Origin of the sequence: Candidatus Pelagibacter communis, from assembly GCF_001179925.1 — a bacterium.
Lineage (GTDB): Bacteria > Pseudomonadota > Alphaproteobacteria > Pelagibacterales > Pelagibacteraceae > Pelagibacter > Pelagibacter ubique_E.
Genome location: NZ_CVSF01000017.1, coordinates 12,750 through 31,656, shown reverse-complemented (window position 1 = coordinate 31,656; position 18,907 = coordinate 12,750). Strand labels below are relative to the sequence as shown.

Genomic DNA, 18,907 nt, shown 5'->3' with positions numbered 1-18,907 from the left:
GCTTAAATATCACTCTGGAAATCCTGTAATCAGTAATTTTGAAAGAGTTTCAAAACCAGGTAGAAGAATCTTTTCAAGTGCTGGTAGTTTACCAAAAATTAATAATGGCTTAGGTATTGCAATTGTATCAACACCCAAAGGTGTAATGACTGATATTGATGCAAGAAAACAAAAAGTAGGCGGAGAAATAATCTGTAAAGTATTTTAATAATTATGTCTAAAATCGGAAAAATAAATATTACAATTCCTGAAAAAGTAAAAGTTGCCTTAGCTGGAAATATTTTAAATGTTGAAGGACCACAAGGAAAAAAATCATTGAATATTGATTTAGAGATTTTTAATTTAGAGATAAAAGAGGGTAAGGAAATATCAATAAAACCAAAAAAGACTGACCAAAATACTAAACGTCTCTGGGGAATGAACAGAAGCTTAATTAATAATGCAGTAATTGGTTCTAGCAAAGGCTATGAGAAAATTTTAGAACTAGTTGGCGTTGGCTATAGAGCTGCTTTAAAGGGAAATCAATTAAATTTACAACTAGGCTATAGTCATGATATTAATTTTGATATCCCAGAAGGGATTAAAATTGCTGTAGAAAAACAAACTACTTTAAAAATTACTGGTTCTGATAAACAGTTAGTTGGAGTTGTAGCTTCAAAAATAAAAACTTTAAGAAAAATTGAACCTTATAAAGGTAAGGGTGTTAGAGAAAAAGGACAATACATTTTAAAAAAAGAAGGAAAAAAGAAATAATGAAGTTAACTACTAGTAATAGAAAACGATTTAGAGTGAGCAATAAAGTCAAAAAAAACGCTCCTAAAGATAGATTAAGGCTTTGTATATCTCGTTCAGCAAAAAATATATCTGCTCAAATTATTGATGATAAAAAAAATATGACATTATTATCTGCATCATCTAATGAAAAAGATATAAAGACTTCAACAAAAGTAAATAAATCTGAACTTTCGAAAATTGTTGCTGAAAAGTTAGCAAAAAAAGCTCAAGAAAAAAAAATAACTAAAATATTTTTCGATAGAGGAATATATAAATATCACGGAAGAGTAAAAATATTTGCAGAAACATTAAGAAAAAATGGAATGGACTTTTAATTATGGAAAATAATAAAGATAAAAAAAACGATAATATTTTAGAAAAGTTAGTTCACATTAACAGAATAACAAAAGTTGTAAAAGGTGGAAGGCGATTTGGATTTTCCGCATTAGTTGTTGTTGGAAATCAAGCAGGAAGAATTGGTATTGCGCACGCTAAGGCTAAGCAAGTACCAGATGCAATAAAAAAAGCCAACGAAATAGCAAAAAGAAAACTTATTCATATTCCATTAAGAGAGGGAAGAACAATTCATCATGATGTTAAAGCTAAAGATGGGTCTGGTAGAATTGTGTTAAGAGCTGCATCTAAAGGCACAGGTATTATTGCAGGAGGTCCTGTTAGAGCAGTATGTGAGGTTTTAGGAGTTAAAGATATAGTTGCAAAATCTATGGGTACTTCTAACGCTCATAATGTAATTAGAGCTACGATTAAAGCATTGATGAAACAAAATTCTCCAAAACAAATTTCAGCAATAAGAAATAAAAAAATTTCAGAAATAATTGAAAAAAGAGGCTAATGACAACATTACTTAATAATAGAGAAAAGATTAATAAACCAAAAATTAGAGTTGGTAGAGGCATTGGTTCTGGCAAAGGTAAAACTTCTGGAAGAGGTGTTAAGGGACAAAAATCTAGATCAGGTGTTGCTATTAAAAGTTTTGAAGGTGGTCAGATGCCTTTGTATAGACGTCTTCCAAAACGAGGATTTAATTCAATCTCAACAGAGCAAGTAGCAATTTTAAATCTTGAAAAAATTCAATCGTATATTGATAAAAAAAGAATTAAAGCAAGTGACATATTAAATTCTGAATTGTTAAAAAAATTAAAAATTATTAATAAGAATTCAACTAAACTTAAGATATTAGGATCAGGTGAAATTAAGGATAAAGTAAATATAGAAGCAAATTTAGCATCCAAATCTGCAGTTGAAAAATTAGAAAAAATTGGCGGATCAATTCAATTGAAAAAATAGATCATTTTATTATGAGTGCCTCAACTTCCTCTAATGATTTAAGAAATAGAATATTATTTACTATTGGTGTTTTGGCAGTTTATAGATTCGGTACATTTGTTCCTTTACCCGGAATAGACCCAGAACAATTAAAAACTTTAATGGATAGTAATCAAAAAGGATTACTTGGAATGTTTAACGTTTTTGCAGGTGGTGCAGTTAGCAGAATGGCAATTTTTGCGTTAGGAATTATGCCCTATATATCTTCTGCTATTATTGTTCAGCTTTTAACAGGGGTTTCAGATTATTTTAAAAATTTAAAAGCTCAAGGTGAAATAGGTAGATCAAAGATTACTCAAATAACTAGATATGGAACAGTTTTATTGGCAACTGTACAAGGATATGGATTGGCAATAGGTTTAGAGTCTTCTGCAAATTTAGTTATTAACCCTGGGTTATTTTTTAAAATTTCAACAGTGACAACAATTGTGGCTGGAACTATTTTTTTAATGTGGTTAGGAGAACAAATTACTCAAAGGGGTATAGGTAATGGAATATCTTTAATTATATTTGCAGGCATTGTGGCAGAAATACCAAGAGCACTAGTTACAACTTTTGAACTTGGAAGAACGGGTGCTGTGTCAACAGTTATGTTGTTATCAATATTTGTTTTATTGATATTAACAATACTATTTGTAGTTTTCATGGAAAGAGCTTTAAGAAAAATTTTAATTAATTACCCAAAAAGACAAATGGGAAATAAAATGTACGGTGGTGAGTCATCTCATTTACCTTTAAAGATAAACCAAGCAGGTGTAATACCTGCAATTTTTGCCTCTGCATTATTATTACTACCTGTAACTTTTTCTAATTTTAATTTTTCAAATAATGAAACATTTTTAAATTTAAGTTCCTTTTTTACTCAAGGGCAGCCACTTTATATGTTGCTTTATGCATCAGGAATCATTTTTTTTACTTTTTTTTATACTTCAATAACTTTTAATCCAACTGAGACAGCTGATAATTTAAGAAAATACGGAGGATTTGTACCTGGAATTAGACCGGGTGAAAGCACTGCTTTATACATTGAAACTATTTTAACAAGATTAACGACTATTGGTGCATTATATTTGACCTTAGTTTGTTTAATGCCAGAATTTTTAATTGCTAATTATCCGATCCCTTTTTACCTTGGAGGAGCCTCAATACTAATTGTTGTTGTTGTTGCTATAGATACCGTAACTCAGATTCAAACTAGACTTATGAGTGCTCAATATGAGCAGTTAATAAAAAAGACAAAATTTGGAAGATAATTTTAGTGAATATAATATTATTTGGACCTCCCGGTGCTGGAAAAGGAACTCAGTCAAAATATTTAGTAAAAAAATTAAACAGTTTTCAAATTTCTACTGGTGAATTACTCAGAAACGAAATAAAAAATAATACTGATATTGGAAAAAAAATAATAAATGATATAAATGATGGAAAATTTGTTAGTGATGAAATAGTAAATGATCTTATTCAAGAATATATTTTTGATCCTATAAAAAAAAACAGATTAATTTTTGATGGATATCCAAGATCAGTAAGTCAGGCAAAAAATCTAAATAAATTGATTGAAAGATCTAATCAAAAAATTGATTTTATTTTTTTTCTGAATGTAAAAAAAGATGTCATAATAAAAAGAATTGAAAACAGAAAAGTTCTAGAAAATAGATCAGATGATAATTTAAATACAATTTTAAAAAGATACGACAAATATATGGAAACAACTAAACCTGTTCTAGAATTTTACTCTAAAAATCCCAATTTTAAAGAGATAGATGGAAATCAAGAAATTGATGAAATAACAAGGAAAATTGATGCTTTTATCAATGTTTAAGACATTGACTTTGAAAGATCTTCTTATATAAAAGGGCTCAAAATTATCACAAAATTTATGGCTCGTATCGCAGGTATTAATATTCCACAAAATAAACTTGTTCATATAGGCTTAACTTATATATATGGAATTGGTGATAAGTTTTCAAAACAAATTTGTTCCTCATTAGAAATTCCTAAAAAAAAAAGAGTAAATGAATTAACTGATGAAGAAATTTTAAAAATTAGAGAATATATAGATCAAAATTTTAAAGTTGAAGGTGATCTTAGAAGAGATTACTCTTTAAGTATTAAAAGACTAATAGATCTTGCTTGTTATAGAGGTTCAAGGCATAGAAAAAAACTCCCTGTGCGTGGACAAAGAACTCGATGTAATGCAAGAACCAGAAAAGGTAAAGCAATTGCAATAGCTGGTAAAAAATTAACACCACTTAAAAAATAATAATGGCTAAAACAGAAAAAGTAGAAAACAAGGATCAGAAAGTAGAAAAGTCTCCAAAAAAATCTATTAAAAGTTCTTATTCAAAAAAAAAAAGAACGAAAAAAAATATTTTAAACGGAATTGCTTATGTTCAATCTACATTCAATAACACAATAATTTCGATCGCTGATACAAATGGTAACGTAATATCATGGGCTTCAGCTGGTCAAAAAGGTTTTAAAGGTTCAAGAAAATCCACACCATATGCTGCACAGATAGCTGCCGATGCGGCCGCATCTAAAGCATTAGATTATGGTATGAAAACTTTATCTGTTGAGATAAAAGGACCTGGCTCAGGTAGAGAAACAGCGTTAAGAGCATTACAAGCTAGAGGATTTAAAATTTTATCTATTAAAGATACAACGCCAATGCCACATAATGGTACGCGACCACCAAAAAAAAGGAGAGTTTAATGGAAACTGAAAATGTAAATGTAAAAAATTGGAAATCATTAATCAAACCTGCAAAACTAGATGTAAAAATGAGCGATGATCTAACTCATGCTAAAATTATAGCAGAACCTTTAGAAAAAGGCTATGGATTAACCCTAGGTAATTCATTAAGAAGAATTTTATTATCCTCAATAAGAGGCACAGCAGTTACATCTATCCAAATTGATGGTGTTCTCCATGAATTTACTTCAATTAAAGGTGTAAGAGAAGATGTTACAGATATTGTATTGAATGTAAAATCTTTGGCTTTAAAATGTTCTGCTGAAGGAACCAAAAAATTAGTTTTAGATGCTAAAGGTCCAGGCGAAATCAAAGCTTCGGATATTACACCTGTCGCAGATGTAGAAATTTTAAATCCAGATCTTGTTATTTGCAATCTTGATGAAAATACAAATTTTCATATGGAAATGAATGTAAATACTGGAAAAGGTTATGTGCCAGCAGAATTGAATAAACCCGAAGAACCCCCATTAGGATTAATTGCAATTGATTCATTATACAGTCCTGTAAAAAAAGTTTCATATTCAGTTAGTACTGCTAGAGAAGGTAAAGCTTTAGATTATGATAAACTTACAATGGAAGTTGAAACAAATGGATCTATATCAGCGGAGGATGCAGTTGCTTATTCTGCTAGAATTTTTCAAGATCAGTTAAAAATGTTCATCAATTTTGATGAACCAGTTGAAGCGCCGGTAAAAGAAGTTTCAACTGAACCTGAATTTAATAAAAATTTATTAAGAAAAGTTGATGAACTTGAACTTTCAGTCAGATCAATGAATTGTCTTAAAAATGATAATATAATTTATATAGGTGATCTTGTTCAAAAATCTGAAGGAGAAATGCTTAGAACGCCAAATTTTGGTAGAAAGTCTTTAAATGAAATAAAAGAAGTATTAACTGGCATGTCTTTATATTTGGGTATGGAAATTCCTAATTGGCCACCAGATAATATTGCTGAAATGTCTAAAAAATTAGAGGAAGCTATTTAATGAGACACAAAATAGCTAATAAGAAGTTAAATAGAACTTCCGAACATCGTAAAGCATTATTAAAGAATATGCTGAATTCATTAATAAAATATGAGCAAATTAAAACGACCTTACCGAAAGCAAAATTTTTAAAACCCCAAGCAGATAAGATAATTACACTTGGTAAGAAAGAAACTCTACAAACAACTAAAATGTTAGTTTCAAAACTTCAAGATACAAAATCAGCTAATAAAGTAAAAAAAACTTTATCTAAAAGATATGTAAATAGAAATGGTGGTTATACCCGTATAATTAAAGCTGGATTTAGATATGGTGATAATGCACCAATGGCAATTATTGAATTTGTAGATAGAGATGTAGAAGCAAAAAGAGTTGATAAAAAGAAAAAAGAGATAAATAAGAATACTCCTAAAGCTGAAGAAAAAAAAGTAGCCACAGCATAATTCATTAGTTATGAAAAAGTCTTACATCGTTGATTCAACGTGTAATAACATGCGAATTGATAGATGGATTAGACATAAATTAGGTAAGGTTCCACAAGGATTAATTGAAAAAAATTTAAGAATTGGGAAAATAAAATTAAATAAAAAAAAAACTAAAAGTTCTCAAAAAATTAATACAAATGATAAAATTGAACTATTTAACATTGATTTTAAAGAAATATTAATTCAAAATAATATTAAATTTGAACCTTCTAAGAAAATTATTAAATCAAATGAAGATCAAATTATAGACAATAATGATGATTTTATTGTTTTAAATAAAAGTTCAGGTATTTCTGTTCAAGGTGGAACTAAATCAAAAAAAAACCTTGTTGATATATTTGCAAAAAGTGAAATTTTCAAAAATACAAAACCATATTCGGTTCATAGATTAGATAAAGATACTTCAGGTGTGTTTATAATGGCAAAAACAAGAGAAAGTGCACAGTTACTTACTTCTCTGTTCAGATTACGTAAAGTTCACAAAACATACTTAGCTATATGCCATGGCGAAATAATTAAAAACTCAGGTGAATGGAATAATGATTTAATAAGATATGATGGAAAAAAAAAGATAATAGAAAATGCAAAAACGCTTTATAGGGTAATTGATAAAAATTCTGAGGCAAGTTTAGTTGAGCTAAAGCCTATTACTGGTAGAAAACATCAGTTACGAAAACAGCTTTATAATTTAGGACAACCAATATTTGGTGATATAAAATATAGACTTTCTAATTCAAGTAAAGGTGTTAATAAAAAATTAATGTTACACTCATATCAAATCAGATTTATGATTAATAAAGTAAAACACACTTATACTGCTTTATTACCAGATTATTTTAAAAAATTATTAAAAGTTAAACGTTTAAATTTTTCAAATTTGAAATAAATTTATTAATTAATATATCATCAATTTTATCAAATTTAATTTTTGAAATTTTTGTTAAATTAGTAACAGTTTTGTCTGAAATTCCACATGGTATTATCTTCTTAAATGGATCAAGATCATTGTCAATATTTAAACAAAAACCATGATATGCAATCCACTTAGTTACTCTTACACCTATAGCAGCAATTTTTTCTAATTTTCCTTTATTATCAAACCAAATTCCAATGTTTTTTTTATCAGCTTGGCATTCTATTTTAAATTCTCTTAAAGTTTCGATAATAGAATTTTCTATCACAGTAATAAATTTTCTTATATCTTTCTTTTTTTTTCTTAAATCAATTACAAAATAAAACATTAATTGACCTGGACCATGATAGGTAATTTTACCTCCACGATTAGTTTCGTAAATATTAATCGATTTATCAATAATATCATTTTGCGAGAAACCTGTACCAGCTGTAAAAATAGGCTCATGTTCTAATATCCAGATAAGTTCTTTGCCTTTATTTTCACTAACTAATTTCGATCTGGCTTTAAGATAATTTATAGCATCATCATATTTTACTGGTTTTGTTGATTTTTTGATCTCTATATTCATAAAAAAATTGTATTCTTTATATTATGTATTAAAAGTTCCGACTGAATTATAGGTAAATTTATGACTTTAATTAAAAAAATCAAAGATAAAAAAGTCAACTTTGAATTTAATAAAGAGTATATCAAAGTAGTTACTGACAAGATTGCTAGTAACGATGCCTTATTTATTACAAATTCTTTTAAAGAAATGCATCCAGCAGATGCTGCTGACATAATTGAACATTTAAGTGAAAATGACAGAGAAAAATTAATAAAGTTAAATAATTTTAGAATTGATCCAGAAGTTTTTGTTGAATTAAATGAGTCTGTTAAGTCAGAGATAATCAAATATCTTTCATCAGATGCTATTGTAAGAATACTAAAAAATCTAGAATCAGATGACGCTATATCTATCTTAGAAAATGTTGAAGAAAAAGATAAAAATTCAATTTTAAGCTCACTTCCACCAAAAGATCGATTTGCTTTGTTAGAAGGACTAAGTTACCCAGAAGATAGTGCTGCAAGAATAATGCAAAGAGAATTCACTGCAATTCCTAGCAATTGGTCTGTCGGTCAAACTATAGATTATTTAAGAGAAAATAAAGATTTACCAGAACAATTTTTAGAAATTTATATAGTGGATGAAAATTTTAAGCCAATTGGTACTGTACCATCGTCCAAGGTTTTAAGAACTTCTAGAGATACCAAAATGTCATCAATTATGGATGATACTACTTTTTTAATACCAGTGGATATGGACAGAGAAGAAGTAGGAAATTTATTTGAGAATTATAATCTTAATTCTGCATGTGTAGTCGATAAAACAAATAAATTAGTAGGAATGATTACTTCTGATGATGTACTAACTGTATTGAAAGAAGAAGCAGAAGAAGATGCATTAAGATTAGCTGGGGTAGGTGATGAAGAAATAACAGATGGTGTGATAACAAAAACTAAAAGAAGATTTAATTGGCTACTTTTAAATTTATTTACGGCTTTTTTAGCAACATATTGCATAAGTTTATTTGGTGCAACTATTGAACAAATGGTAGTTTTGGCATTTTTGATGCCTATTGTTGCATCGATGGGTGGAAATGCAGGTATGCAGACTCTTGCAGTTACAGTAAGAACTTTAGCTACAAATGATTTGACTAAAAATAATTTTAATCAAAATATATTAAAAGAATTTAACATAGGTGTTTTAAATGGTATTATTTTTGCAATTATAAGTTCTATAATTGTCCAATTATGGTTTCAAGATGTACAGCTTTCATTAATCATATCAATATCAATGATACTAACAATGGTTGTTGCTGGTTTATTTGGAATTTTAGTTCCTGTAACTCTAAAAAAAATTAATATTGATCCAGCAATTGCCTCAAGTGTTTTTGTTACTACAATTACCGATGTAATCGGATTTGTATCTTTTTTAGGTGTTGGTGCTTATTTTTTATAAATTAAAAATTATCAATTAATCTTATTTTATTAATATGATAAGCAACAAATAATCTTGAATTTTTAACTTTATTCGAAATTTTAAGATTTGATGTATTTCTCAATTCTAAGTAATCAAACTTTATATTGAATAAATTTGTTAATCTTTTTTTTTTATCAGATAAAAGTTTTTTAATATTTCTACTTTTAGAAAGTTTTTTTTTAAGAAAAAAAACTTCTTTAGATATTTTTTCAGCAATTTTTAATTGTTTTTTACTTAAAAGTTTATTTCTTGATGAAAAAGCAAGTTTATTTTTATTTCTGATTGTCCTACATGAAATGATTTTTGCTTTATATTTTTTTGGATTATATTTTTTAACCAAAAAAAGTTGTTGAAAATCTTTCTCACCCAAGTAAATTTTCTGTGGTTTTATTATCTTTGTCAGTCGCTCCATAACGTCAATAACCCCCTCAAAATGACCTTTTCTAAATTTAGCGCACAATATCTTATCTTTTTTCCTGAGTCTGATTGGTGATTTTCTTTCATAATCATACACATCTTTTGCTTTTGGCATATATAAAAAATTTATTTTTAAATTTTTTAAAATTGACAGATCTTTTTTGTTGTTTTTTGGATAATTTTCAAAATCATTTTTATTATTAAATTGAGTAGGATTTATGAATATACTTACTATTGTTTTTTTACAGTCCTTTAATGATTTCTTAATTAATGAAATATGCCCGTTGTGTAAGCTACCCATTGTTGGCACAAAACCTAAGTTTGAAACATCATATAATGCCTCATTTAAATCATTATTACTTAATAAAATTTTCATTTGTATAAAACAATTTAATAAGTAAAACATTTACATGATTAAACAAGCAATTATTCCATTAGCAGGCCTAGGTACAAGACTACTACCTTTAACAAGTGTTTTTGCTAAAGAACTTTTACCTATAAATGGAAAACCTGGAATTGAATATATTTTAGATGAATGTATTGAAGCTGGAATAAAAGATGTAATTTTTATAATCTCTAAAAAAAAAATAATGATAAAAGATTATTTTTTTAATGATAATTTTTATAAAAAAATAATCAAAAAAAAAAAAGATCCTAGAATAATTAAAGAGTATAAAAAAATCATAAAATATAAAAAAATGATTAAATTTGTGTACCAGAATAAACCTCTTGGTACAGGTGATGCTGTATTAAAGACTAAAAGATTTATTAAAGATAAATTTTTTTTAATGCTTTTACCTGACGATCTTATTATCAAAAAAAATTGCTCAAAATCTATGATTAAAGTTCATAAAAGATTTAATTCTTGTGTTATGGCTAGTATGAATGTTCATAAAAAAACAGTTTCAAGATGGGGTATTTATAAACTCAATAAAAAAATTGATAAAAGAAATTTTTTAATAAAAGATGTTATTGAAAAACCTTCTATTAAAAAAGCTCCATCTAATAAAGCAGTAATAGGTAGATATATCTTACCCAAAACTATTTTTTCAAAGTTAATTAGACAAAAGCCAGGCAAAGGTGGAGAGATTCATATAACTGATGCAATCCAATCATTGATTAAAGAAAAAAAAAAATTTATTGCACATAATTTTTCTGGAAAATATTTAGATTGTGGGAGTATGCATGGTTATATTAAATCAACTTTAGAAATTGCAAAATTATGAAACTTTGTATGATAGGCACAGGTTATGTTGGACTTGTCAGTGGTGTTTGTTTTTCTGATTTAGGAAATCAAGTTATTTGTGTAGATAAAGACATAAAAAAAATAAATAAATTAAAAAATGGAATAATACCAATATATGAACCTGGATTAGAAGAATTAGTAAAAAAAAACACTAAAAACAAAAGATTAAGTTTTTCTAATGATCTAAAAAATTCAGTAAAAAAATCTGATATAATTTTTATTTGTGTTGGTACACCTACTAAAAAAAGAGGTAGTAGCGCAGATTTAAGTCAAATATATGGAGTAGCAAAAGATTTGTCAAAATCAATTAACAAATTTAAAATTATAATTACCAAATCAACAGTGCCTGTAACAACAGGTGATGAGATTGAAAAAATTTTATCAAAAAAAAATTTAAGTAAGAAATTTTCTGTCGTTTCTAATCCTGAATTTCTTAGAGAAGGTGAGGCAATAAGAGATTTTATATTCCCGGATAGGGTAATAGTTGGATCAAACGATAAAAGATCTAACAAGATTTTAAAAAATTTATATTCTCCCCTTATTGCAAAAGGGGCTAAATATGTTCATACTTCTAGAAGAGCTGCTGAGCTAATTAAGTATGCATCTAATGCATTTCTTGCAACAAAAATCACATTTATAAATGAAATTGCAAACTTATGTGAGAAAATAAATATAAATATTGACGATATATCAATAGGAATGGGACTTGATCAAAGAATTGGCAGTCGTTTTTTAAGAGCAGGACCTGCATATGGTGGATCATGTTTTCCAAAAGATACTAAAGCTATAACTTCTACAGGAGATAAATTTCATACAAATTTATCAGTAATTAAGTCAGTTATAAGATCTAACGAGAATAGATCAAAATTACTACTTAATAGAGTTTACAAAATTTTAAATAATAAAATAAGAAATAAGACAATTAGCTTTTTAGGTGTAACCTTTAAAGCTAACACTGATGATATGAGAGACTCCTCAAGTTTAGTAATGATACCTGATTTATCCAAAAGAGGTGCAATTATAAAATATTATGATCCTACGGGTTATAAAAAAGAATTTGAAAAATTAAGTAATGTAAGTTTTGCTGATTCATTAATAAAATGTTTAGATAAAACTGACTTAGTAATAATTCATACAGAATGGAATGACTTTAAATCTTTAGATTTTAAAAAATTAAATAAAAATAAAAAAATTATAATATTTGATATGAGAAATTTATATTCTCCTCAAAAAATGACAAAAAAAAATATCAAATATTTGAGTGTAGGCAGAGGATCAAAGTAATTAATTCAATTCAAAAATTGCATCTACTTCGACAGCAACTCCCAATGGTAAACTATTAGTGCTTACGGCTGCTCTTGTATGCATGCCTGATTCTTCAAATATTGAAGCAATTAAGTCAGATGCGCCATTTATTACTTTTGGTTGATCCATAAAGTCATCAGTAGAATTTACAAAACCAGTCAATTTCACACAGCTTTTAACTTTCGATAAATCATCATTACATGCTTTTTTAACTTGAGATACAATTCCTAGAGCACATCTTTTTGCAGCGTTATAACCAGAGTCTACATCTAAATCTTTACCAACTTTACCTTTAATTAATTCGCCATTTTCATCTATTGATATTTGACCCGATACAAATAACAATTTACCTGACACTTTTGTTGCAACATAATTACCAACAGGTGCCTTAGCTTCTGGTAATTGAATATTTAATTTATTAATGTTTTCATTAACTGTCATTGATTTAGTATTTTTTCTTTAGTTTTATTTAATTTTTCTTTTTCCTCTATCCATTCATCTTTTTGATAATCTTTAGTATCTTTTATAATATTTTTACCAGCAGATATAGTTTTATCTTTAACTAAATTACCTTTACATTTAAAGTATTCAACTGAAAACTTTTTAAATTCTTTACAAGTAATGTTATTCGCTAAAACGACATTATTCATATTAAAAATTATCAATAAATATAATACAAAATTTTTCATTTTTTTTTCTTTTTTTTGTTTTTGTCATATTCTTTTCTTTTTTCTATCAATATTAATGCTTCTTCCATAGTTAATTCTATCGGATCTTTTTCTTCAGGAATAGTTGCATTCAAAGATTTATATTTTATATATGGTCCATATTGACCTTTCATTACTCTAACTGGTTTTTTATCTTCTGGATGTTCCCCTAAGTCTTTTATAATTGATGACGATATTCTACCTGGTTTAGCTTCTGCTATCATAGTAATTGCTCTATTCAAGCCTATAGAAAATATTTCTTCAATATTTTCAATTCTTGCAGATTTGTTTTCACATTTTAAATATGGGCCAAATCTTCCCGTATTTAATGTTATCTCCTTTTTATTATCGGGATTAATTCCTAGAGATTTAGGTAATGAGCATAAAAATCGAGCTTTTTCTAAATCAATAGTTTCTAATTCTAAGCCCTTAGGTATCGAAACATTTTTTAAGAGTTCATTAACATCTGATTTTGATTTTTTATTTTTTTTCTTTTTTTTAGTTGATTTTTCAGTTTCAACATCTTCAGGAACTTTTTCGTACTGAAGGTAGGGGCCAAATCTACCATTTTTCAAATATATATCATTTCCATTTTCATGTTTTCCTATAAATTTTGGTTCAGCCAATTGTGCTTGAGCAGCGGCTTTAGCTTTGGATAAAGGTCGGGTAAATTTACATTCTGGATAATTTGAACATCCTATAAAAGCACCTCCTCTAAAACTATTTTTTAAACTAAGTGTTCCAGAACTACATAATTGACATTTTCTTACTACATTTCCTTTATTATCCTTATCAAAGATTAATTCACCCAAACTATCATTAAGTAAATCCAAGACCTCTCTGGTTCTTTTTTCTTTTACTTCCGAAACATTATTATTGAAGTCTTTCCAAAAAAGTTCCAAAACTTTAATCCAACTTTCTTTTCCAGTAGTGATCTCATCAAGTTGATCTTCTAATCCTGCTGTAAAGTTATAATCTACGTATTTTGAGAATAATTTTTCTAAAAAGGCTGAAATTAATTTACCCCTATCTGTAGGAAAAAATCTTTTATTCAATATCTCTGCATAGCCTCTATTGGCAATAGTAGAAATGATACTTGCATACGTAGAAGGCCTTCCTATACCAAGCTCCTCAAGCTTTTTAACTAAACTGGCCTCGGAATATCTTGGCGGCGGTTGTGTATAATGTTGCTCATCTATTAATTCCTCAATATTAATAGGTCCTTTAGATACAGCTGGTAAAATATTTTCATCATCATCTTTGTTTTGATTATTATAAATTTTTAAGAAACCATCAAATTTTAAAACTGATCCGCTAGCTTTACAAATGGTATCATTATTATCTGACGATATAGTGATAGTATTTCTATCAAATTTAGCTGATTCCATTTGAGAAGACAAAGCTCTACTCCAGATAAGGTCATAAAGTTTATTTTGATCTGTGCTTAGATATTTCTTAACACTTTGAGGAGTCCTAATAATATCGGTAGGTCTGATAGCTTCGTGAGCTTCTTGCGCATTTTTAGCTTTTTTTCCAGAATAATTCAAAATATCTTTGGGTAAATATTCATTACCAATCTCTTTTTGGATATAGTTTCTGAAACTCGTTACAGCTTCTTTAGATAAATTAGTTCCATCAGTTCTCATATAGGTAATTAAGCCAATTGTTTCACCTTCCATTTCTATACCTTGATAAAGTTTTTGGGCAATTTGCATTGTTCTAGATGCACCAAAACCTAGTCTACTTGATGCGGTTTGTTGAAGAGTCGATGTAGTAAATGGCCCAGAAGGATTACGATTTACTATTTTGCTAGAAATATCATTTATATTAAATTTTTTTTTATTAATGCTAGATATGGCTTTATTTATCTCTTCTTTGTTTCTAAATGAAAATTTTTCAATTTTATTGTTGTCAAGTTGACTTATACTTGCAGTGAAATTTTGATTTATATTATCAGCAAATTTAACACTTAAAGTCCAAAATTCTTCAGGTTTAAAAGATTCAATTGCATGTTCTCTTTCTGTAATTAACTTTAATGCTACAGACTGAACTCTTCCTGCAGATTTTGAACCTGGTAGTTTTGTCCAGAGTATTGGAGATATATTAAAACCAACCAAGTAGTCCAAAGCTCTTCTTGCCATGTATGCATCAACTAGTAATGGCTCTATTTGTCTTGGGTTTTCAATTCCTTGTATAACAGCTTTTTTGGTTATTTCATTAAATACAACTCGTTCAATTTCTTTATCTTTCAAAAGTTTTTTTTCATTTAAATATTCTTTTACATGCCAAGCTATAGCTTCACCTTCACGATCAGGGTCGGTAGCTAATATAATTTTAGATGAATCTTTTGCGGCATCAGTTATTTCTTTAAGATATTTTTTTGAAAAACTGTCAACTTCCCATTCCATTTTAAAATCTTGATCTGGATCTACGGAACCGTTTTTTGAAGGCAAGTCTCTTATGTGACCATAACTTGCTAAAACTTTATACTTATCTCCCAAGTATTTATTTATAGTTTTAGCTTTAGCAGGACTTTCTACAATGACCAAATTCATAAGCTACAAACTACTCAAAAGACTTAGATAGTCAATTTAATAAATTTTTGTCTCTGTTTCTTCTTTATTTTTCAATCTTTTAATATTTTCTCTATGAGTAAAAAATATCAAGACAAACATTATTGTAAAAAAAATTACCTGATTGAATTGATTTAAAATCAATAAATATATTGGTATAGAGGCTGCTCCAATTAAAGATGAAAGAGAAGAAAATTTAGAAATAAAAAATGTTGCAAACCAAGATATAATAAAAATAATTCCAAAATAAAAATTGATAGCAAATAAGATACCAACATATGTAGCAACACCTTTTCCACCTTTAAATTTTAGCCAAACTGGAAACACATGACCTAGGAAAGCACATAAAGAAGCAATATATAAAAAATCTTGATAAAAAATTTTTACATAAATAACTGGAGCCACAGCCTTTAAAATATCCAGTATTAATGTTGAGTAACCAATAGTTTTATTTCCAGTTCTTATAACATTTGTCGCTCCAATGTTACCTGAGCCAATTTCTCTTATATCTTTATTTAAAAATATTTTTGTCAGTAGGAATCCAAATGGAATTGAACCCATGAGGTAAGAGATAACACCTATCAAAAAAACATCCATTCTATAGCTTAAATAATTCTTTTCCTTTTACAAATGTATTTGTTACTTTACCTTGAAGTTTTTTATCCTCTATTGAGGTATTTTTTGATTTAGAGATCAATTTATCTTTTTTTACAATCCATGGTTTATCAATATCAACTATACATAGATCGGCATCATTTCCTATAGACAGGTTACCTTTATTTATTTTTAGAATTTTTGCAGGATTAGATGTCAAAGCTTTAATTATAGACTCAAGTTTGAGAGATCCATTATGATATAATTCTAAACTTAAAGATAGCAGTGTTTCAATACCAGATGCACCAGTAGCAGCTTGAGCAAAAGTTAATCTTTTTGATTCTTCATCTTCAGGCTTATGATCTGAAACAATTACATCAATTAAGCCATCTTTTAATCCTTGCACTAGAGCCAATCTATCTTCTTCTCTTCTTAATGGGGGAGATAACTTTAAAAAAGTTCTAAAATCTCCAATGTCATTTTCATTTAAGGACAAGTTATTAATCGAAACCCCTGAGCTAAATTTAACAACTTCCTTTCTATATTTAATAACTTCAACAGATTTTTGTGATGATAATTGAGATATATGATATCTACATTTGACTTTCTCTAGTAATGTTAAATCTCTCTCTATTAAAATTCTTTCTGCGATTTCTGGTATGCCTGATAATCCCAATTTAGATGCAATTATTCCAGAATTTATCATTCCATTCTTTGCAAGTTCGTAGTCCTCAGCGTGTTGCATTATCAAACAACCTAAATCTTTAGCAGAGTTCATTATTCTTGACATTAATCTAGGATTTTGAATTGTTTTTATTCCATCAGTGAAAGCAATTATCCCTTTGGCTTGTAAAAGACCAAACTCTGTCATGTTGGTGCCTTCAATATTTTTTGTAAGAGAAGCAGATGGAAAAATGTTTATTTTTGACTTATCTCTTCCTCTTCTTTTTAAAAAGTCGACTATAGATACATTATCTATAATTGGATCTGTATTTGGCATCGTAACTACTGATGTAACTCCACCAGATAATGCGGCATTACTTAAGGTTCTAAAGTTTTCTTTATATTCATATCCGGGTTCACCAACAAAAACTCTCATGTCTACCAAGCCTGGAAAAATATACTTTCCTTTTAAATCAATTGGTTTTTCCCTAGTAGGTAAATTATTAGTATTTACTTTTTTCCCAATGGCTTCGATTTTACCTTCTTCACTTATAATCAAACCTCCAACTTCATTGATTGAATTATGAGGGTCAATTATGTTAGCGTTTATGAAATATTGTTTTTTCATCATGTACAAAATATCTTTAAACAAGCCATTCTTACAGCTACACCTAGTTCAACTTGTTCTTTAATTACGCTTTTATTTATGTCATCTGCTAATATTGTATCTATTTCTATACCTCTATTCATTGGTCCAGGATGCATAATTAATGCATCAGATTTAGCATGCTCAAGTTTATCAGGAGTTAAACCGTAATATTCATAATACTCTCTATTTGAAGAAAGATATGAACTTGTCATTCTTTCATTTTGCAATCTTAGCATCATCACGATATCACAATCTTTCAATCCTTTTTTCATATCAGTAAAGGTATTAACACCAAATTTTTCAATTTCTTTCGGCATAAGATTTGTTGGAGCAATTATATTTACTTCAGCTCCAAGCATATTGAGAAGATAAATATTTGATCTTGCTACTCTTGAATGCAGAATGTCTCCACATATTGCAATTTTCAATCCTTCAATTTTATTTTTTCGAGTTATAATTGTTAAAGCATCTAAAAGAGCTTGAGTAGGGTGCTCTCTTCTTCCATCCCCAGCATTTAGCACCGCACAATTTACTTTTTGCGAAAGTAAGTTACAAGCCCCAGAGTCTTGATGTCTAACTACAATAATATCTGGATGCATCGCATTTAAAGTCATGGCTGTATCGATTAATGTTTCACCTTTTTTAATTGCAGAGTTACTTATATTCATAGACATAACGTCTGCTCCAAGTCTTTTTCCAGCTAATTCAAATGAACTTTGTGTTCTTGTAGAAGGCTCAAAGAATAGATTGATTTGAGTCTTTCCCCTCAAAACATCTATTTTTTTGTTTTTACTTTGATTAACTTTTATAAACGCATGTGCTTCATCAAGTATCAAATTAACATCATTAATTGATAAATCTTGGATACCTAACAAATGTTTTTGGGAGATTTTAATAGCTTTATTTGTTTTAATTGCCATTAAAACCAACTCTATAACTATAAACCTCTACAATATCAAGCATTAATTATTTAAAAAATCTATCGCACCTTGCAATATAAAGGCTGCTGCATTTTCATCGATTTTCTTTTCTCTTTTACTTACATTGACATCTAATTGACTAGATAAGTTAAAGGCACCAACTGTTGATAATCTTTCATCCCATAAACAAATAGGTATGTTGATTTTTTCTTCAATTTTTTGAGAGGTGTCCTTTACAGATTGGGTAGATCTACCCGATGAACCATCCATATTAAGAGGATTTCCAATTATGATTCCCTTAATATCATTTTCATGAATGATCAATTTAAGTTCAGAAATTAATTCATTTAAAGTGTTTCTATTTATTGTTTTTAAAGGTGTAGCAATTAGTTGTTTTTCATCACAAATAGATACTCCGATTCTTTTAGAACCAAGGTCTAAACCTATCAATCTACATTTATCCGAGTATTTTTTTTTAAATTCCTCTAAAGTGACCATATTGTATATTTTAAACTTAAGTGATAGTTTGCGTCATATTTAAATAG

General features: G+C 28.1%; 24 protein-coding genes. 15 read left to right on the top strand and 9 right to left on the bottom strand.

Translation table 11 applies throughout. The annotated features are described in order from the left end of the window. From rpsH to AMN70_RS01020, 12 genes are all read left to right on the top strand, one after another. Positions 1–208, top strand: a 208-nt coding sequence (gene rpsH, locus AMN70_RS01075; RefSeq protein WP_075501171.1) for a 30S ribosomal protein S8, incomplete at its 5' end; no start/stop codon positions are given. A gap of 5 nt (positions 209–213) precedes the next feature. Next, on the top strand, positions 214–753 hold the full coding sequence (gene rplF / locus AMN70_RS01070; protein WP_075501170.1) for a 50S ribosomal protein L6: 540 nt from the start codon (positions 214–216) through the stop codon (positions 751–753). After that, complete coding sequence (rplR, locus tag AMN70_RS01065; RefSeq protein ID WP_075501169.1) at positions 753–1,109, top strand: 50S ribosomal protein L18; 357 nt, start codon at positions 753–755, stop codon at positions 1,107–1,109. The genes rplF and rplR overlap by 1 nt, the downstream gene beginning before the upstream one ends. A 2-nt stretch (positions 1,110–1,111) precedes the next feature. Continuing rightward, a complete protein-coding gene (gene rpsE / locus AMN70_RS01060) occupies positions 1,112–1,627 on the top strand; it encodes a 30S ribosomal protein S5 (RefSeq protein WP_075501168.1) in 516 nt (171 codons plus the stop codon). Next, positions 1,627–2,082: a 50S ribosomal protein L15 gene (gene rplO, locus AMN70_RS01055; RefSeq protein WP_075501167.1), complete on the top strand. Its 456-nt coding sequence runs from the start codon at positions 1,627–1,629 to the stop codon at positions 2,080–2,082. Before rpsE ends, rplO begins: the two co-directional genes overlap by 1 nt. 11 nt (positions 2,083–2,093) lie before the next feature. Continuing rightward, positions 2,094–3,374, top strand: a complete 1,281-nt coding sequence (gene secY / locus AMN70_RS01050; RefSeq protein ID WP_075501166.1) for a preprotein translocase subunit SecY — start codon at positions 2,094–2,096, stop codon at positions 3,372–3,374. A gap of 5 nt (positions 3,375–3,379) precedes the next feature. Further along, positions 3,380–3,943 (top strand): adenylate kinase, encoded by a 564-nt coding sequence (locus AMN70_RS01045; protein WP_075501165.1) that lies wholly within the window; start codon positions 3,380–3,382, stop codon positions 3,941–3,943. 57 nt (positions 3,944–4,000) lie between these two features. After that, positions 4,001–4,384, top strand: a complete 384-nt coding sequence (gene rpsM, locus AMN70_RS01040; protein WP_075501164.1) for a 30S ribosomal protein S13 — start codon at positions 4,001–4,003, stop codon at positions 4,382–4,384. Positions 4,385–4,386: 2 nt separating this feature from the next. Further along, positions 4,387–4,836, top strand: coding sequence for a 30S ribosomal protein S11 (gene rpsK, locus AMN70_RS01035; protein WP_075501163.1), 450 nt, complete (start codon positions 4,387–4,389; stop codon positions 4,834–4,836). Next, positions 4,836–5,864, top strand: coding sequence for a DNA-directed RNA polymerase subunit alpha (locus tag AMN70_RS01030; protein WP_075501162.1), 1,029 nt, complete (start codon positions 4,836–4,838; stop codon positions 5,862–5,864). The genes rpsK and AMN70_RS01030 overlap by 1 nt, the downstream gene beginning before the upstream one ends. Then, a complete protein-coding gene (gene rplQ / locus AMN70_RS01025) occupies positions 5,864–6,307 on the top strand; it encodes a 50S ribosomal protein L17 (protein ID WP_075501161.1) in 444 nt (147 codons plus the stop codon). The genes AMN70_RS01030 and rplQ overlap by 1 nt, the downstream gene beginning before the upstream one ends. Before the next feature lie 10 nt (positions 6,308–6,317). After that, positions 6,318–7,235: an RluA family pseudouridine synthase gene (locus AMN70_RS01020; RefSeq protein WP_075501160.1), complete on the top strand. Its 918-nt coding sequence runs from the start codon at positions 6,318–6,320 to the stop codon at positions 7,233–7,235. Here the strand turns inward: AMN70_RS01020 and lipB are convergent. Continuing rightward, positions 7,204–7,833 carry a lipoyl(octanoyl) transferase LipB gene (gene lipB, locus AMN70_RS01015; protein ID WP_075501159.1) on the bottom strand — a complete coding sequence of 210 codons (630 nt, stop codon included), beginning with the start codon at positions 7,831–7,833 and terminating at the stop codon, positions 7,204–7,206. The two genes, AMN70_RS01020 and lipB, sit on opposite strands and share 32 nt — an antisense overlap. Before the next feature lie 60 nt (positions 7,834–7,893). Here lipB and mgtE point away from each other — a divergent pair, with 60 nt between their 5' ends. Further along, complete coding sequence (gene mgtE, locus AMN70_RS01010; protein WP_075501158.1) at positions 7,894–9,267, top strand: magnesium transporter; 1,374 nt, start codon at positions 7,894–7,896, stop codon at positions 9,265–9,267. Between the two features lies 1 nt (position 9,268). On the opposite strand, the gene panC is transcribed toward mgtE, so the two are convergent. Further along, a complete protein-coding gene (gene panC / locus AMN70_RS01005; protein WP_075501157.1) occupies positions 9,269–10,111 on the bottom strand; it encodes a pantoate--beta-alanine ligase in 843 nt (280 codons plus the stop codon). A gap of 4 nt (positions 10,112–10,115) precedes the next feature. Here panC and AMN70_RS01000 point away from each other — a divergent pair, with 4 nt between their 5' ends. Beyond that, positions 10,116–10,931, top strand: coding sequence for a sugar phosphate nucleotidyltransferase (locus AMN70_RS01000; protein ID WP_075501156.1), 816 nt, complete (start codon positions 10,116–10,118; stop codon positions 10,929–10,931). Next, entirely contained in the window at positions 10,928–12,235 is a 1,308-nt protein-coding gene (locus tag AMN70_RS00995) for a UDP-glucose dehydrogenase family protein (RefSeq protein WP_075501155.1), read from the top strand. The genes AMN70_RS01000 and AMN70_RS00995 overlap by 4 nt, the downstream gene beginning before the upstream one ends. On the opposite strand, the gene AMN70_RS00990 is transcribed toward AMN70_RS00995, so the two are convergent. The 7 genes from AMN70_RS00990 to ruvX are packed head-to-tail and all read right to left on the bottom strand — an operon-like array spanning position 12,236 to position 18,860. Next, positions 12,236–12,697 carry a RidA family protein gene (locus tag AMN70_RS00990; RefSeq protein WP_075501154.1) on the bottom strand — a complete coding sequence of 154 codons (462 nt, stop codon included), beginning with the start codon at positions 12,695–12,697 and terminating at the stop codon, positions 12,236–12,238. Continuing rightward, a complete protein-coding gene (locus tag AMN70_RS00985) occupies positions 12,694–12,945 on the bottom strand; it encodes a hypothetical protein (protein ID WP_075501153.1) in 252 nt (83 codons plus the stop codon). Before AMN70_RS00985 ends, AMN70_RS00990 begins: the two co-directional genes overlap by 4 nt. Continuing rightward, complete coding sequence (gene topA, locus AMN70_RS00980) at positions 12,942–15,518, bottom strand: type I DNA topoisomerase (RefSeq protein WP_075501152.1); 2,577 nt, start codon at positions 15,516–15,518, stop codon at positions 12,942–12,944. The genes AMN70_RS00985 and topA overlap by 4 nt, the downstream gene beginning before the upstream one ends. Positions 15,519–15,554: 36 nt before the next feature. Continuing rightward, complete coding sequence (plsY, locus tag AMN70_RS00975) at positions 15,555–16,133, bottom strand: glycerol-3-phosphate 1-O-acyltransferase PlsY (protein WP_075501151.1); 579 nt, start codon at positions 16,131–16,133, stop codon at positions 15,555–15,557. A gap of 1 nt (position 16,134) precedes the next feature. Then, on the bottom strand, positions 16,135–17,421 hold the full coding sequence (gene pyrC, locus AMN70_RS00970) for a dihydroorotase (protein ID WP_075501150.1): 1,287 nt from the start codon (positions 17,419–17,421) through the stop codon (positions 16,135–16,137). Then, positions 17,421–18,362, bottom strand: a complete 942-nt coding sequence (locus AMN70_RS00965) for an aspartate carbamoyltransferase catalytic subunit (protein WP_075501149.1) — start codon at positions 18,360–18,362, stop codon at positions 17,421–17,423. The genes pyrC and AMN70_RS00965 overlap by 1 nt, the downstream gene beginning before the upstream one ends. 42 nt (positions 18,363–18,404) lie before the next feature. After that, positions 18,405–18,860: a Holliday junction resolvase RuvX gene (ruvX, locus tag AMN70_RS00960; RefSeq protein WP_075501148.1), complete on the bottom strand. Its 456-nt coding sequence runs from the start codon at positions 18,858–18,860 to the stop codon at positions 18,405–18,407. Positions 18,861–18,907 lie beyond the last annotated feature (47 nt).

Excerpts from the sequence above, each read along its gene's own strand:
- topA (WP_075501152.1), bottom strand. The coding sequence starts at position 15,518 with ATGAATTTGGTCATTGTAGAAAGTCCTGCTAAAGCTAAAACTATAAAT.
- ruvX (WP_075501148.1), bottom strand. The coding sequence starts at position 18,860 with ATGGTCACTTTAGAGGAATTTAAAAAAAAATACTCGGATAAATGTAGA.
- rpsM (WP_075501164.1), top strand. The coding sequence starts at position 4,001 with ATGGCTCGTATCGCAGGTATTAATATTCCACAAAATAAACTTGTTCAT.
- rplR (WP_075501169.1), top strand. The coding sequence starts at position 753 with ATGAAGTTAACTACTAGTAATAGAAAACGATTTAGAGTGAGCAATAAA.
- rplF (WP_075501170.1), top strand. The coding sequence starts at position 214 with ATGTCTAAAATCGGAAAAATAAATATTACAATTCCTGAAAAAGTAAAA.
- rpsK (WP_075501163.1), top strand. The coding sequence starts at position 4,387 with ATGGCTAAAACAGAAAAAGTAGAAAACAAGGATCAGAAAGTAGAAAAG.
- rpsE (WP_075501168.1), top strand. The coding sequence starts at position 1,112 with ATGGAAAATAATAAAGATAAAAAAAACGATAATATTTTAGAAAAGTTA.
- lipB (WP_075501159.1), bottom strand. The coding sequence starts at position 7,833 with ATGAATATAGAGATCAAAAAATCAACAAAACCAGTAAAATATGATGAT.
- AMN70_RS01030 (WP_075501162.1), top strand. The coding sequence starts at position 4,836 with ATGGAAACTGAAAATGTAAATGTAAAAAATTGGAAATCATTAATCAAA.
- AMN70_RS01020 (WP_075501160.1), top strand. The coding sequence starts at position 6,318 with ATGAAAAAGTCTTACATCGTTGATTCAACGTGTAATAACATGCGAATT.
- rplQ (WP_075501161.1), top strand. The coding sequence starts at position 5,864 with ATGAGACACAAAATAGCTAATAAGAAGTTAAATAGAACTTCCGAACAT.
- plsY (WP_075501151.1), bottom strand. The coding sequence starts at position 16,133 with ATGGATGTTTTTTTGATAGGTGTTATCTCTTACCTCATGGGTTCAATT.
- rplO (WP_075501167.1), top strand. The coding sequence starts at position 1,627 with ATGACAACATTACTTAATAATAGAGAAAAGATTAATAAACCAAAAATT.
- secY (WP_075501166.1), top strand. The coding sequence starts at position 2,094 with ATGAGTGCCTCAACTTCCTCTAATGATTTAAGAAATAGAATATTATTT.
- AMN70_RS01000 (WP_075501156.1), top strand. The coding sequence starts at position 10,116 with ATGATTAAACAAGCAATTATTCCATTAGCAGGCCTAGGTACAAGACTA.
- panC (WP_075501157.1), bottom strand. The coding sequence starts at position 10,111 with ATGTTTTACTTATTAAATTGTTTTATACAAATGAAAATTTTATTAAGT.
- AMN70_RS00965 (WP_075501149.1), bottom strand. The coding sequence starts at position 18,362 with ATGGCAATTAAAACAAATAAAGCTATTAAAATCTCCCAAAAACATTTG.
- AMN70_RS00995 (WP_075501155.1), top strand. The coding sequence starts at position 10,928 with ATGAAACTTTGTATGATAGGCACAGGTTATGTTGGACTTGTCAGTGGT.
- mgtE (WP_075501158.1), top strand. The coding sequence starts at position 7,894 with ATGACTTTAATTAAAAAAATCAAAGATAAAAAAGTCAACTTTGAATTT.
- AMN70_RS00990 (WP_075501154.1), bottom strand. The coding sequence starts at position 12,697 with ATGACAGTTAATGAAAACATTAATAAATTAAATATTCAATTACCAGAA.
- pyrC (WP_075501150.1), bottom strand. The coding sequence starts at position 17,421 with ATGAAAAAACAATATTTCATAAACGCTAACATAATTGACCCTCATAAT.
- AMN70_RS00985 (WP_075501153.1), bottom strand. The coding sequence starts at position 12,945 with ATGAAAAATTTTGTATTATATTTATTGATAATTTTTAATATGAATAAT.